Genomic DNA, 14,153 nt, shown 5'->3' with positions numbered 1-14,153 from the left:
GGGGGAATCACCCTGAATCGGCATCAAAGGTACGCTTGCCCCTTCGAACACGTGTTTCGAAGGGGGCGGTGTCTGTTGCGATTCGTGATTCACTTACTGGCGGGCTTACCTGCGGGAGGTTTCTGGCGGGCGAGGTCTTTCGTTGCTTTCTCAAATGCTTTTAAATACGCCGAAGGTGCGGGCGGGCGCTTGGATTCGATCTGATTCACTTCGCGTTTCGGTTCGTTGGCACCGGAACGTTGAGCTCCCGACCGTTGCAGGTCGAGATTCTTCAACATTTCCTGGAACTGTTGCTGGCGCGCACGCGATTCAGGAGTCTCTTCTCCTTGTTTCGATTCGTTCAGCGATTTGGAAAGCCGATCGGCGAACTTCTTCAGTTCAGCGGGCGTCCACCCAAGCTGCTCCAAGAGTTCCGGATCAACGTCGCCGCGTTCAAGATCCTTCTTCAGTTTTTGCAGGATCAACTCTGTGGCCTGCCGGTTGTATTCCAGATTGGCGTCGTCGCCTTCCCCTATTGCTGGTGCGGCGTCCCCGGCGTTGGGAATTCCGTCTGCGTCGCCCGGATCACCGCCGCCAGGGCCATCCTGTGGCGGACCTTTTCCACCCTGCCCGGGTTGCGAGCCAGACCCGGCTTTGCTCGATCCTTCGCTTTTTCCGCCCTGATCGCCTTGGCCCTTCCCCGATTCACCCTTGCCGGATTCGCCATTCTTGCCTTTACCTGAATCGCTCTTACCCGAATCCTTTTTGCCTTGGCTTTGTGAATCGGCCTTTCCTGATTCGGAATCCTGCTTGCCGGTCTTGCCCTCTTTCGGGGCCTTTGAATCACCTTGCTTTGAATCAGCCTTTGACGACGACTTGTCGTTCTTCGATTTGTCGGAATCGGAGTTCTTCGACGAATCCTCAGGCTTGCCAGATCCCTCGCCGCCCTGCTCTTTCCCGCTCTTGGATGAGCTTTTCGTGTCGTCACCTTCGGACTTCGAACCTTGCGGATCTCCTTCGCCTTGCTTTCCGCCTTCTTGACCTTCCTGACCCGACTGACCGGAGGATTTTTTCGAGTCTCCGCCTTCTCCGGAATCGGACTTGGATTTCGACGGAGTTTGATCCTTGTCGTTCGAAGTGGGCTCCTTTTCGTTCGCTTCGTTCTCAGTCGATTTCGTGGATTTTGGATTCTTGCCCTGTTTGGGGGCGTCCGTTGATGGGTCTTGTTCGACTCCGGATGGGTTTTCATCGGGCGATTTGCCGGATTTTCCTTGATTGGCCTTCTCATTCGGCTTCGTCGAAGACGGCTTGCCGTTTTTGTCCTGTTTCTGTTGTTGAGTCGCCGTCTCTGGATCGCCTTTTTCCGGCGCGGCCTCACCACCACTAGGTTTCTTCTGTGGCTTCTTGGTGGAATCCGACGGCTTCTTGCCGGGCTTGGAGGCGCTTGACGAATCCGCTGAGGATTCGTCGGCGTCCTTGGGTGGTTCGCCCTCTTTCTTCGAGTCCGACTTCGATCCGGAAGCCTTGTCTGTTTGCTCGGCAGCGTCGTCCGATTTTTCCTTGTCCGATTTCTTCTCACCAGCGCCCGATGGCTTCGATGACTCCGCGGATTTTTTCTGCGAATCGTCGTCTGACGTTTTCATCTCTCCTGGACCTTTTTCCTGGTCCGCATCAGTAGGTTTCTCGGAGGGGTTTCCTTGATCCTTCTGACCACCGTCTGGTTTCTTGCCGTCTTGTTTCGAGCCATCGTCGGGTGATTCTGACTTGGATGGCTTTAGAGAATCGTCTGTCGCGTTACTGGCGGGATCGGGTTCTGTTCCTTTGGGAGTCGGTTCTGACTTCGTGGGTTTATTCTCAGGCTTGTCGGTCCCGTCTCCCTCTTTCGCGGCTTCCGAGCCGGGCTTCTTTCCGTCGGACGGCGTGTCGTCTGTCTTGTCGTCCGTAGAGCCGTCAGAATCCTTCTCGGGCCCTTTCATCTTGGACGGATTTTCCTCTTTCTTGTTGTCGCCAGGCGGTTCTTCAGCCGTCGCAGGCTTGTTCGGCGATGTCTTAAGATCGGAATCTTTTTTCGATTCCGAAGGCTTTGTCGAAGACGGATCGTCCGACGACGTCGGCCCTGCGTCGTCGCCTTGCGGACGATCGTTCTTGCGGGGCGATTTGGCGTCTGATTTAGACGACTTCTCGTCCGACGAAGCACCTGATTTGTCGGATTTTGATGGCTTCTCCGACTCGGGTTTGGTATCTGGATTTGGTGTGCCGGGCTTCGGTTGCGATTCTTTCTGTTCGTTCGCGGCCGCATCGGGATTCGCGTCTGATTTCGGCGGTTTCTCTTGCTTCAACCGCTCGTTGATCCGTCGAATGATCTCGTCATCCTGGGTTCCGTCGTTCGGCAGCTTTTTGTCATTGGCTTCGCCCGAGTTTTGATCGCTTCGCGCCTCGTCCGGTTTCCCTGCCGTGTCTTTCTTCGAGGGCTTCGTTCCCGCCGTCTGACCAGATCCGTCTCGAGAATCGCCTTTTTCGGCCGTCTTGCCCGGTTCCGTCGGCTTCTTTTGACCGGCATCTTCCTGTTGACCGTTTTGGGGTTCTTGAGCTGGTTGCTCGTCCTGATTCTCGCGCCGCGCTGTGGCCTCGTCAGGCCGCGTCGGATCGCGTGGCGGCCGGTCTTCAGGTTCGCCCTCACGTGGGGGATTCGCCGCATCATTGGCGTCGTCGCTCGCTTCGGCCATCTTCTGATCAAGGCGTTCGTTCTGAGCCGCAAGTTGTTCGTCGGCCTCTTGCTGAGTCACCGTCTGGATTACGCGGATTTTCACTTTCGGTGTGTTGCGTGAATTCGCCCGCGGTCGCCGGTTGTCATGGACTTCGATCCACAACTCAAACGTGTCTCCTGCAGCCGCTTGTAGCCGCTTCAGTTCCAGATTGTGCTTCAGCGTCAGGCGTTGCACCCGTCCTTCCGAGATCTGCTCGTGTAGTATGCGCTGTCCCGACTTTTCGACGTTCAAATACACATAACCCAGCTCGAAATCCGGGTCGTGTGCCTGAATCAATAGCGGAATCGTGACATTCGCCGGGGCATCAATGTCACGATCGGGTTGCACCAGCGTCACTTGTGGCGGGGCATCGGGGCGAATGGTGATCGGATAATTGACATGCCCCGTCGTGACGCGATCCTCTTCGGTTTTGCAGTGGATTCGGTAGTGCTTGGGGAATGTGCCATCGGATCGAAGTGCCAGCGTCCACTGCGCCTGCAGGATTTTTCCGCCCGATGAGACCGCCATGGGAATTTCTTCGCCGTTCGGGCCCGCCTGGGGATCGTCCAGGAACTGAATGGTCCCCGAACGGACCGGCATGTTGGTCTTCGCATGGAAGGTCACCGTTGCGCCTTCCCAGGTATCGATCGCACCATGATGCGGCTGTTCCACCGGAGACAGCTTCATGTAGGCGGGAAATTCAATCCTCAGACTTTCAATATCCGCATACGGAGGTTGCTCGACATGAATGCGATAGGGTTTTGATGTCGCGTCGCCGGCGCGAATCAGATACGTGATGTCCTGGACCAGCCCCTGGCCGCCATCGCCGATCAGTTGTCCCCGGTAACGCGGCTGCCCATCCTCGTCCGCGCGCAGTTCCAACGGCTGGTCCTGCTTGCCATCGGCGGTCGAATACAGCAGCAGAACTTGCGGGGGGATCTCTCCGGCCAGATCGACTTGAACGTCGACAAACGGTTGATGAACGGGGACGGAAATGTCACCGGGCTTGATGTCCAGGATTTCGGTGACTGTCGCGAGCGGCACCTGAGTCAAAGGAACCAGTCCACGCCAGATTGAGTTCGAGATCTTCTTCGGGGACAGCATCGCGTAAATGCAGAAGATGACGATCACGGCCAGTAGCAAATACGCCGTCCGAACAAGCGGTCGATGGTCAATCACGGACGCAACGTCGACCTGCTGCAGTTTGACGGCCGTTTGACGCTCGATCGCCTGCAGGATCGCTGGATTGATCGGTCGCCCTGCGGCTTTCAAATCGACAAGGTTCAGGAGACTGCTTTTGAGCTCAGGTTCGGCCTTTTCGATCGCTTTGGCCGCAAACAAGCCGTTGACGGAGCGAAACGAGGGAATTCCGACCTTATAGACCAGCCAGCCGCCTGCCGAAATCACCAGCATCGACAGCAGGGCCAATCGCCAGCCCGCACTAAATCCGCCCGGAATGACCCATTGGTCCATGACCACGAACAGCAGCAAATAACCGAGTGTCATGGCGCCGACGCCAGCGACGGCGGTCAAGATGTCCGTCGTTCGAATCGTCGAACGTGTCTTTTCGAGCTTCAGACCGACATATTCGTCAAAGTCGACATATTTGCCGGGGTTGGTTGCGGCCGTCATGTTCGATCGCCCTCATCGGGAATTGAACTGGAAACACCAGAAATTGTTGCACTTCCCGCAGATTTTCGCGAGGGCTCGCGGGCTGCCGACGACCACTTTCCGTCACTTTCGACGATACCATAGTTCGACGCAACCACGGCCGGAAGAGTTGCCGAAATCCTCACTTGTCAACAAACATTACCGCAAATTTACAAACACGGTACCGCTTGCCGGAAATCAGTGACGCGGTCACTATGATTCTATTGCGGTTCCAGTCACTGGTCGATTTCCTCGCAATTTGAAGATTCCTTGCGCCATGCTCAAACGCACGAATTCGATCTTGATCGTTGAAGACGAAGACATCATTCGGAGTTCGCTTCGTGAATTCCTTGTTGACGAGGGATATCAAGTTGGTGTCGCATCGTCGGTGGTCACCGGAATGTTGCAGGCCAAAAAGCAGGATTTCGACGTCGCGATCTGCGATGTGCAACTGCCCGATGGAGACGGTTTGGACCTGCTTCGCCGGCTACAGCAGCTGAACCCCAGCCTGTCCGGCCTGATCATCACAGCGTATGCCACCGTCGAGAACGCGGTTGAAGCGTTCAAGTCCGGAGCCTTCGACTATCTCGTCAAGCCCGTCATTTTTGATGACCTGTCCAATAAGTTGCGGCGACTGTTCGAGTACCGGGAATTGTATCTGGAGAATCAAGCCCTGCGGCGCGAACTGTCGCGACGGGATAATCGCGACGAAATCGTCGGATCAAGCAAAGCGATTCGACAGGTCCAGGATGCGATTCGCAAGGTGGCCGTTACCAATGCGACGCTGCTGCTGGTGGGAGAGTCGGGAACGGGGAAAGAGCTGTTTGCCAGGACGGCCCACCAGTGGGGGACGAAGCAGAACGAACGATTCATGGTGGCGAACTGTTCGACACGCCCCGAAAGTGATCTCGATTCCCTGCTGTTCGGATCGGTTGGCAATGCGAACCCTCAACCGGGATTGTTCCGGCTCGTCGGACACGGAACCCTGTTCCTCGACGAAGTGGCTCAGTTGCCGCTCGCGACGCAGATGAAACTGCTGCGTGCGATCGAGAAACTCGAGGCGACTCCGCTCGGTGGATCGGAACCCTATAAGATTCATGCCCGCGTGATTGCCGCCACCACGCGGGACCTTTCGGCCGAAATTGAAGCCGGGCGATTCCAGGAAGACTTGTTCTATCGATTGGACGGATCCAAGATTTGCATTCCACCGCTTCGTGAGCGTCTGGACGATATTCCCGAACTGGTCGAATCGTTCATCAGCAAGCACAGCCGTGCGATGGGACGCAAGGCAACGCTGGCCTCGAGCGACACCATCCGGCTGCTGATGTCGTCACAATGGCGCGGCAATGTCCGGCAGCTCGACAATGCGATCGAACGCGCCGTAATGATGTGCGAGGGAACACATGTGCGGCCCACCGATCTGCCACCGGACCTCCGCGGTGCCGATCAGCCTCTGCCCGACACGGACGACTTGCGGTCCGCCCTGCGCCACTACGAACGCCTGCACATTTTGCGCGTCCTTGACCAGTGCCCCGACAAACGCGAGGCCGCCAAACGCTTGAAATTAGGGCTGTCCAGCCTGTATCGGAAGATCGAGGAATTGGGCATCGATCTTTGAGATCGTATTCGCGAACGGAAATCCCTCGTTGCTTCCCTCGTTACCAAGCTCCCGCTTGGTAACGCCTCGTGCGAGGCGACCCAAGCTTCTCCTTCAAACACCGGAATTGGCGAAGCGTTCCCAAGCGGGAGCTTGGGAACCAGGGCCGGACGAGAGAGAGAAAAGAGACAGACGAGTGACAGAACGCCTGTGGCGAAAGCGATCCGCCCCCGAGTGTGCGATGCCTTTTATCGAGTACCAGATGACCAGCGACACCAACCCCTCCCCCGAAATCCGCTCACCACAGACGGGGGTGCTGCTGATTGCTCACGGCAGCCGGCGGAAAGAGGCCAACGACGATCTCGTCCGATTGGCCGAACTCATCACACGTCGCCAGGAATACGGCGTCGTGCAAGAATCTTACCTGGAGCTCGCGCCGCCGACGATCGTCGACGGTGGCCGCATCTGCGTCGAACGCGGGGCCACTCGAGTCCTGATGCTGCCCTATTTCCTTTCGGCCGGCGTTCATGTCGTGTTGGATCTGGAAGACGCCCGAAAGCAACTGGCCGCGGAATTTCCCAACGTCCAGTTTGAGCTCTGCCCCCACCTGGGCCTGAACCCACTGATGGCCGACATCGTGCTTGCCTGTTTGGAAGAGGGGAACTCAAAATCAACGACGGTGTGACTCACTGACAACTTGTGGCTCTCCGTCGGTGGAATGACTGAACCTTCCTCGTCGTCCGCACGGGGCAATGGTAGTGCGCCTTTCGGCGACATTTGATCTGTCTGTGTCCGCCAGAACTACTGGACAAATTGCGTTTCGAAGGCGACCCGCCCAGCGAATCGCGGTTTCATGCTCTTTGGGCACGAGCCGTCGTCTTCCTGTCCCGAAAACGATTTGACCGTAGTTGCATCCAATCCACGGGGGCAGTCTTCCAAACCTTTGGAAGATTGGTGCGAGTTGGTCCTGACACGATTTTTCGAGAATGTATGATCAGTTCGTGTCAAAATTGCAGGCCTTCTGAACGAAACCGGTCGCAGGTCGGGATGGGCTCCTTTTGCCACGGCATTCCCACGGCAAAAAGCACCTCGTCGAAGCACTGTTGAATTCAACAGCCCTGGAAAATGTGCCTGTCCACCTCGTGTCGGACGGGGTGAATGATGTGAACCTATGAACGTCTTGCAAACGTCGGCGAAGTGTGATGTCTGGGCCACACGGCTGAAACTCAAGGAGCGTCCTCATAGCCGCAACCCGCAAGCAAAGAATCACGGCGGCATCGGCCATGTGTCGAATCCTGGTTCAACCGACTTGGAGGCCGAGGTCGCAGCTCCGATCAGTACCCAGTCCCTCAAAGGGGAATTCGTCAACATCTCGCGCAAGATGCTCAATATGAGTATCTTGTTGTTTTTGCGGCAAGTCGTGTTCTTCAAATGAGTTGCAGGGCAAATTGATCAAGTCGGTCAAGATGCTCAAAATACGGGCCGGCCGATCACAGATCTTTTGCAATCTGTGTAAAAAAACACCTTGCGGACGCGGTGATTCGCGACCCCAAGGTGAAGGACCTGTGACCGCGGGCGGTTACTTCTTGCTGAAAAAATCGGGCGGCAGCTCGAGCGACCAGACTTCATTGTTGAGTGGCGGAGACATGCCCCCCGCGACCCAGATCTTGCCCTGGAATACGTATGTCGAGTGTTCGTGACGCTCTTTCCAGATCGCCTTGGTTTTGAGCTGTTGCCAGTTCTTTCCGTCGGCCGAATGCCAAACATCGCTCCAGTTTTTGGACGGATTATTCGACCAGCCGCCCAGGACCCACATGCGATCGCGGTAAACCACCGATGAGAACCAGAGTCTGGGCGACCATTCGGCAAACTCGGTGACGCGTTCCCAGGTCTTTCCGTCGCTGGACGACCAGACATCATTGAATGCTTGATATTGCGGGACGTAGTTTCCCCCGCCAAATACATAGATCTTGTCGTTCAAGACTGCCGCCTGATGGTATGACCGAGGCGCCCAGCCCGCGTCGGCAGTCTCCAGGCGCCATTCTTTTCCATCTGCCGAGGACCAGACGTCGTTTTTCAGGCTCTTGAGATCGCCGAAGTAGTAGTTTTCGGTCCCACCCAGAATCCACATCCGGCCTTTAAACTCTACGACGGCCGACGCGATTCGAGGTGACCATCCAGCAAGCCCGTCGAGTTTCCAGTTGGTGCCATCGGCTGAAGACCAGACCTCATTCGTGGCTCCGTGGCCTGCGAGTCGCCCATTGGTCCACCCTCCCATAAACCACATCCGGTCTGCGAAGGTGATCGTCATCGGCAGGTCACTGAATTTCCAAGGCGCTTCGGACTGCACCAGGTTCCAGCGTGTGCCGTCGCTCGAATTCCAGACGTCGCGTGGAGGCGATTGGAACGAATCAAACCAGCCGCCGAAAAGCCACACCTTGTCTTGGAAAACCACCTCACCGCTGGAATCACGCGCCCGCCATTCCGCCTTGGGGGTGACCAGTTTCCAATCGGGACTGTCTGACTGGGCCATTGACGGGATCGGACCGAACCAAGTCGCGAGGCCAGCCAGAATCAGGATCACTCGGAACGGCATGCGAAACACCTTTTGCAGTTTCAAGAGGATTTCAATCAGGGGGCAGGTTTGACTTCGATACCCGCGGCGACCTTCGGCTCAAATCGTCCGACGGGATACCCTCGTTGGTAGGAAATGACGAATTCGCCGTCTGAGGTTCGATATCGAACCTCGTCACGCCGCTCAAAATCAGTGGGGCCGGGTCGTCGAAGCGAGTTTGCGCTGTCGACTCTGACGTACTTGTCGGCAACTTGGATCACGATCTCCGTTCGATTGCCCAGAGAATGGCCGGTCGACGTGAATGCGACACCGTCCAGGTCCGCCTTGGAAATAAAGTGGGGTTCAACATCGAGGCCACTGCGGCGCATCAAATTGACCATCTCTTCGGCGTCTGAGAACAGGCAGACGTCATCCTCTGTTCCGTGGACGACCACGATTTTGGAGGAACTTCCCATCCGTCGCATCGTCAACAAGTGCTCGGGACAACCGACGAATCGCAGCTCTTGCTGCCCAGACGCCAGATAAAACGGGTGTTGCGGATCGCGCGACCAGCGTGCGTTTAGAGTCGTCCCGCCGGGAAGGTTGTACGCAATGTCGTCTGACAATTTTTTCATTCCACACATGTCGACAATACAGGCAAACGTGCGTGGCGCGAGCTTGTTTGCCATCAGCGTGACGTTTCCACCTCCCGAGCCACCTGTCGCGTAGATGCGATCATCCGCGAAGGGCTGCTTGCTCGCCAAGAGTCGATCTCGAAGCCACCAGAGCGATCGCAATGCGTCGAGGCTCTGTAGATAGCCGCAGTCGTACGGTTCGGGGCCCTGGATGGAATCCATCGGACCGCTTTGCAGGTAATTGACGCAGAGAACGACAAGGTTCCAGCGATCGGCAAGTGTTTGCGGCACCGCCGTTCCTACGCAATCGACGCCCCCCCAATTGTGAAGGCTTAGCATCAATCCTGTGTCGGCCGTCACCGACGCCTGTTTTTGCTGTGGATAATGGACCAGCACTCGGATGGTGCGTGGACCAGGACGCAAGGGCCACTCCTGTGCGGGCAACTCGACAACGTCATTTTGCGTGGGTAACTCGGGCCAGGGTTGACCCGACGAATTGCTTGCGAGAGTCAGAAGAGACTGGATCACAAGCGGACCGATTCGTCGCGCGAGTCGATTTCGCGAGGCCGCAGCAGCAAGAGACAAGCTTGGGGTCCCCTTCCAACAGCCGAGTCAGTTCATTTTTGTGGCGAGATCAGGCCAACAAGCCAAAATTTGAAACGGGCTCTTGTACTTACCGCATCGATGAAATTGTCGGAATGAACGATGTCAACAGACAGGTCAGGCCTAGGCAGGACGCTCGGGCGGCTCGACATCTCGACCACCGATGGCGATCGAGATGTTCAGACCGTCTCTCGAAGAGATATTACTTTTTCTCTTCCGGCTTCTTTTCTTCTTCTTTCTTCTCTTCCTTCTTTTCTTCAGCCGGTTTGGCAGGCTCAACACCTCGAATGATGTGGATCTCGGGGATCGCGGCCTTCAGTTCTGCCACGCCGGCGTCGGTGACTTTCGTTTGCCACAGATACAGCTTTTTCAGCTTCTTCAATCCAGCCAGGTGCTTGAGACCCGCGTCGGTGACTTCGGTTCCGTAAAGATTCAGGTACTCAAGGTTTTCCAACCCCTTCAATTCTTGCAAACCGTCATCGGTGACTTTCGTCTTTTCCAGGTGGAGCCGCAGCAAGCCCTTGGCGTCCTTGATGTTGACGAGTCCCGCGTTCGTAATTTCACGGCCACGCAGGTTGAGCTGTGCGAGTTGTGGCAGGCTTTTGAGGGGAACGAGTTGTTCGTCGGTAATCTTCCCGTCGGCCAGATGAAAGGCGACATCCAATCGCGAATCGTTCTGGGCCAATTCCATAACCTGACCGCCGGATTTCTTGATCAGTTCAATGGCTTTCGTTTCGGCTTCTGTGGGTGGAGTTTTCTCCGCAGCCGAAACCATCGCGATGCTGAGTGTTCCCAAGACAGCCCAAGTGCTCAACAAACGAATCATTGGTGCAAACTCCTTGATCGAAAAACGAAGACATCCTGACCGATATCATTGAGAGATAGCCAGCCGCAGCGCACGCTTCAAGTCTACCAATAAAAGAGGGCCAAGGTCGACGCGAGGCGGTCCGTACGTAGTTCGACCTGGAGAAGTTCGCCAGCGCTGCGTCACGCCGGGTGGTGCAATCAAGCGGAGACGCGCGGCGGGGCAGACGAACTTCAGGGGGGATCGAAGGGTGACGCCGACGTCTTTGTGATTCGTTCGCTCGTGTCATAATGCTGGAACAATCACTACAATCAGCACTTGTGACGAAGAGAATCGTGCCGCAGTGGTCCTCTTATGACGGCTTTGCGATCACGCAACGCATTCGACCCGTTAAGATAAGGGCGTCGTTGGTTTGTGTCTGTTCGTCGAGCACGATGGCGGTTCGCACGACGGGCCTGCGGGCATGGCATCAGTGCGAAGGTCTCTAATTGCGACGGAGTTTTGTCTCTTTGACAATTATTGAATCGCTTTACACTGCGGAATCCGCACGGAGTCAGTGCCTCGCCGTGTCGGTTTCTCGGAGAATATGGTCAGAACATGCATCAGTTTCGTCTTGCCGTTGCCACTCGTTGTTTCGAACAGTCGCTCGTGGAATCAATCAAATCCGCGACGGATCTGCGCGTTCAGGGAATTCAGTTTGACGTGCGGAACGAAGTCCATTCAGGCCATCTCTCGGACACAGGGCGCCGCGATCTTCTGCATCACATCAGCGAGCACCAACTCAAAGTTGCCAGCACCGTCTACCCACTCAAACATGCCTTGTACGAACCCGACCGTCTTGATTTGCGAGTGGAAGCGATTCGCAAAGCGATGAAGTTCTCGTACACCTTGAAGGTGGGAACGCTCTGCATTCGCGTCGGTCGGATACCGGAAGAGGCGGATTCGAAAGAGCGACAGGTTCTGGTCGACATCCTTTGTGATCTGGCGCGGTATGGAAATCATGTCGGTACGGTGCTGGCGATCACCCCAACGAATGACTCGGCCGAGACTCTGAGAACGTTGCTCAATGACGTCAAAACAGGTCCGCTTGGGATCGATTTTGACCCGGCGCACTTCGCGATGTCCGGACGGCCCGTCATCGATTCCTTACGTTCACTCCATGAACTGGTGGTTCACGTTCAAATTCGTGACGGAATTCACGGCATCGATGGCGGCCAGGAAGTAGCGGTCGGGCAGGGAAACGTCGACTGGATTGAGGTCCTCGCGCTATTGGGCGAGATGGACTACCGAGGCTGGCTGACGGCGATACGCGGGGTGGCCGAAGATCGGGCGTTCGATCTGGCTCGAGGAATCAAACTCATCCAGCGAATTCTGCTGGGGGGGTGACACGTTCGTCGGACGGATCAGGACTTCGTATACTGGAACGATGGGCCTGACAATCTGACTCCGCACGGTCCGCTGAAGCGGACTCGAACGGATGGCAATTGAGTTACTCAATCGATGGATGACAGATGGCCAAGCGTTACATCATGACTGTCCTGGCGGTGAATCGGACGGGAATCCTCGCCGCGCTGGCGAACGCGTTGGACGAATTGGGCGGAAACATGCGTGATGTCAGTCAGGCGGTGATTGACAAGTATTTCGCCGTCATTATGGCGGCCGAGTTTCCCGAAGATCAGGACCAGGAAGTGATCGTCGATCACATCCGCGCGATCTGTCGCCCTTTTGGTGCCGAGGTCACATTGCGAGATCCGTCGGGTGACACCGGGTTCGATGGCGAGACGGAACCGACACCGAAGGAACGCTATGTGTTAACCCTGTCGGGGCCGGATCGGCCGGGAGTTCTGCGGTTCCTGGCGCATCGACTGGCCTTGGATGGGATCGACCTCGTTGATCTTCAGGGGCGCCAAGTTGCGAATCAGACATTCATGGCGGCAATGGAACTCTCGGTTCCACCCGGGATCGATGCCTTGCACCTTTGCGAGGAACTCAAGCACGAATTTCAAACTGATGGGATCACCGTCGCCATGCAGCATCGCCGGATCGTGGCGGCGCTCTCTCACCCCGAACCTGTCGGATTCAATACCGCTGAGTCTTGAGTTCGCGGGTCCATAAGGACCGCGACCCGCGTTTTTCTTGCTCTGCTCTCAGATCTCCGTTCGTCAGGCCGCGAATATGGCACACAGTACTGGTTACTTTTCGGCGTTACAGCAACTGCGACAGCTTCCGCTCGATGTTCGAACGGTGACGCTTGGAATCAACATTGCCGACTGTGCCGACCGCAGTTTTCATCGGCTCTGTGATGGCATCTATCACCGGATCGTTGAAAAGGCCGGGCGGATGAATGTCGTCTGCAGCGAAGTTGCGTCACTGATGGGCGTCCCGGTTCTGCAGCGGCGATTATGTGTCACGCCCATCGATCGCGTCGCGCAAGGATTCAATTCCTCGGAACTGGTCAACATCGCGAAGACGCTCGATGGTGCTGCGGCGAACGTCCATGCCGATCGAATCGGCGGTTTCGCGGCCGACGTTCAGCACGGGATGACTCAAAGTTCGCGACAACTGATCGCCAGCCTTCCCGAGGCGCTTGTGCAGACCGAACGCGTGCGCGCGGCGGTGCATGTGGGATCGACAGAAAATGGGGTCAATCTGGAAGCGATTACGTCGATTGCGGATGTGCTGCTTAAGACGGCACAGGCTTCCAGTCATCGCAACGGAGATGCGACGGGAAAACTGGCGGTCCTGGCGAATGATTCCACGGGGCATCCGCACCTGACCGGAGCCTGTCTGGGTGACGGATGGGGCGATCTGGTCGTGCATGTCGGGATTGGGGCCACGTCCATTATTCGGCATGGGCTCGAGCAGCGATTACAGGAGAACCCCGATTCCCGCCTGGATGAATTGGCGTCGGTCATTCAAACGGCGGTTTTTCAGGCGACGCGAACCGCGGAACTCGTCGGTCGGGAAATCGCGGAACGATTGGGAGCTGAATTTGGCAGTATCGACGTCACTCTGGCCCCGACTCATCGTCCCGGTGACAGTGTGGTTGACCTGCTGCCGCTGCTTGGCATTGAACGTGTCGGTGCACCGGGAACTGCGACGGCGCTCACGCTGATCCTGAGCGCGATTCGAGCGGGGTCGGCCTTCGCATCCTGTTCGGCCGGGGCATACTCAAGAATCATGTTGTCGCTGCTTGAGGACACCTCGCTTGCCGCCGCGTCACAGTCGGGAACGTTGACCTTCGATCAGCTCTGCATGGCGGCGAATTCGGGAGCGAACGGCCTGGATCTCATCTGCCTGCCTGGCGACACCGATCGCTCGACCCTTTCCGCGATTATCGCGGACCAGGTTTCATTCGCCATTTTGAATCGACGTCCGGCCGCGGTGCGTCTCGTCATCGTTCCTGGCAAGCAAGCGGGGGATCTAGTGTCCTACAGTGGGATGAAGGCGAGCGCCGTGATTCTGCCCGTTCGCGGGGCTGGTCTGTCAGAGGGGTTCATTCGACGCGGTGGACGAATTCCCCCGGTACGATGATTCTGGCGTGATGACGGTGAATTCGTTCGTTTGGTCTTAAGAACGCTCG

At 56.7% G+C, this 14,153-nt stretch carries 10 protein-coding genes; 6 read left to right on the top strand and 4 right to left on the bottom strand.

The features are described from left to right. Positions 1-89 precede the first annotated feature (89 nt). Positions 90-4,358 (bottom strand): hypothetical protein, encoded by a 4,269-nt coding sequence (locus OSO_RS0106280; RefSeq protein WP_010582616.1) that lies wholly within the window; start codon positions 4,356-4,358, stop codon positions 90-92. Between the two features lie 295 nt (positions 4,359-4,653). Between OSO_RS0106280 and OSO_RS0106270 the strand changes: the two genes are divergently transcribed. The 3 genes from OSO_RS0106270 to OSO_RS0106255 all read left to right on the top strand — a co-directional run bounded on the left by OSO_RS0106270 (position 4,654) and on the right by OSO_RS0106255 (position 7,408). Next, complete coding sequence (locus OSO_RS0106270; protein WP_010582614.1) at positions 4,654-5,994, top strand: sigma-54-dependent transcriptional regulator; 1,341 nt, start codon at positions 4,654-4,656, stop codon at positions 5,992-5,994. Between the two features lie 175 nt (positions 5,995-6,169). Continuing rightward, positions 6,170-6,658: a sirohydrochlorin chelatase gene (locus OSO_RS0106265; RefSeq protein ID WP_237729258.1), complete on the top strand. Its 489-nt coding sequence runs from the start codon at positions 6,170-6,172 to the stop codon at positions 6,656-6,658. Positions 6,659-7,144: 486 nt separating this feature from the next. After that, positions 7,145-7,408 carry a hypothetical protein gene (locus OSO_RS0106255; protein WP_010582611.1) on the top strand — a complete coding sequence of 88 codons (264 nt, stop codon included), beginning with the start codon at positions 7,145-7,147 and terminating at the stop codon, positions 7,406-7,408. A gap of 144 nt (positions 7,409-7,552) precedes the next feature. On the opposite strand, the gene OSO_RS0106250 is transcribed toward OSO_RS0106255, so the two are convergent. The 3 genes from OSO_RS0106250 to OSO_RS0106240 all read right to left on the bottom strand — a co-directional run bounded on the left by OSO_RS0106250 (position 7,553) and on the right by OSO_RS0106240 (position 10,591). After that, on the bottom strand, positions 7,553-8,569 hold the full coding sequence (locus OSO_RS0106250; RefSeq protein ID WP_029246710.1) for a Kelch repeat-containing protein: 1,017 nt from the start codon (positions 8,567-8,569) through the stop codon (positions 7,553-7,555). A 35-nt stretch (positions 8,570-8,604) separates the two neighbouring features. Further along, positions 8,605-9,747 carry an alpha/beta hydrolase family protein gene (locus OSO_RS0106245; RefSeq protein ID WP_010582609.1) on the bottom strand — a complete coding sequence of 381 codons (1,143 nt, stop codon included), beginning with the start codon at positions 9,745-9,747 and terminating at the stop codon, positions 8,605-8,607. 220 nt (positions 9,748-9,967) lie between these two features. Further along, positions 9,968-10,591, bottom strand: a complete 624-nt coding sequence (locus tag OSO_RS0106240; protein WP_010582608.1) for a leucine-rich repeat domain-containing protein — start codon at positions 10,589-10,591, stop codon at positions 9,968-9,970. A gap of 576 nt (positions 10,592-11,167) precedes the next feature. Here OSO_RS0106240 and OSO_RS0106235 point away from each other — a divergent pair. The 3 genes from OSO_RS0106235 to OSO_RS0106225 all read left to right on the top strand — a co-directional run bounded on the left by OSO_RS0106235 (position 11,168) and on the right by OSO_RS0106225 (position 14,104). After that, a complete protein-coding gene (locus OSO_RS0106235) occupies positions 11,168-11,956 on the top strand; it encodes a sugar phosphate isomerase/epimerase family protein (protein ID WP_010582607.1) in 789 nt (262 codons plus the stop codon). Positions 11,957-12,081: 125 nt separating this feature from the next. Beyond that, positions 12,082-12,669 (top strand): ACT domain-containing protein, encoded by a 588-nt coding sequence (locus OSO_RS0106230; RefSeq protein WP_010582606.1) that lies wholly within the window; start codon positions 12,082-12,084, stop codon positions 12,667-12,669. A 76-nt stretch (positions 12,670-12,745) separates the two neighbouring features. Continuing rightward, positions 12,746-14,104, top strand: a complete 1,359-nt coding sequence (locus tag OSO_RS0106225) for a DUF711 family protein (RefSeq protein ID WP_010582605.1) — start codon at positions 12,746-12,748, stop codon at positions 14,102-14,104. The last annotated feature ends 49 nt before the right edge of the window (positions 14,105-14,153 follow it).

The sequence above is a fragment of the Schlesneria paludicola DSM 18645 genome, assembly GCF_000255655.1.
GTDB classification, from domain to species: domain Bacteria; phylum Planctomycetota; class Planctomycetia; order Planctomycetales; family Planctomycetaceae; genus Schlesneria; species Schlesneria paludicola.
This window is presented reverse-complemented; position numbering and strand designations above follow the sequence as displayed.

Bases quoted from the DNA above. Each gene is read 5' to 3' on its own strand.
- OSO_RS0106280 (WP_010582616.1), bottom strand. From the start codon at position 4,358: ATGACGGCCGCAACCAACCCCGGCAAATATGTCGACTTTGACGAATAT.
- OSO_RS0106270 (WP_010582614.1), top strand. From the start codon at position 4,654: ATGCTCAAACGCACGAATTCGATCTTGATCGTTGAAGACGAAGACATC.
- OSO_RS0106255 (WP_010582611.1), top strand. From the start codon at position 7,145: ATGAACGTCTTGCAAACGTCGGCGAAGTGTGATGTCTGGGCCACACGG.
- OSO_RS0106250 (WP_029246710.1), bottom strand. From the start codon at position 8,569: ATGCCGTTCCGAGTGATCCTGATTCTGGCTGGCCTCGCGACTTGGTTC.
- OSO_RS0106240 (WP_010582608.1), bottom strand. From the start codon at position 10,591: ATGATTCGTTTGTTGAGCACTTGGGCTGTCTTGGGAACACTCAGCATC.
- OSO_RS0106235 (WP_010582607.1), top strand. From the start codon at position 11,168: ATGCATCAGTTTCGTCTTGCCGTTGCCACTCGTTGTTTCGAACAGTCG.
- OSO_RS0106230 (WP_010582606.1), top strand. From the start codon at position 12,082: ATGGCCAAGCGTTACATCATGACTGTCCTGGCGGTGAATCGGACGGGA.
- OSO_RS0106225 (WP_010582605.1), top strand. From the start codon at position 12,746: ATGGCACACAGTACTGGTTACTTTTCGGCGTTACAGCAACTGCGACAG.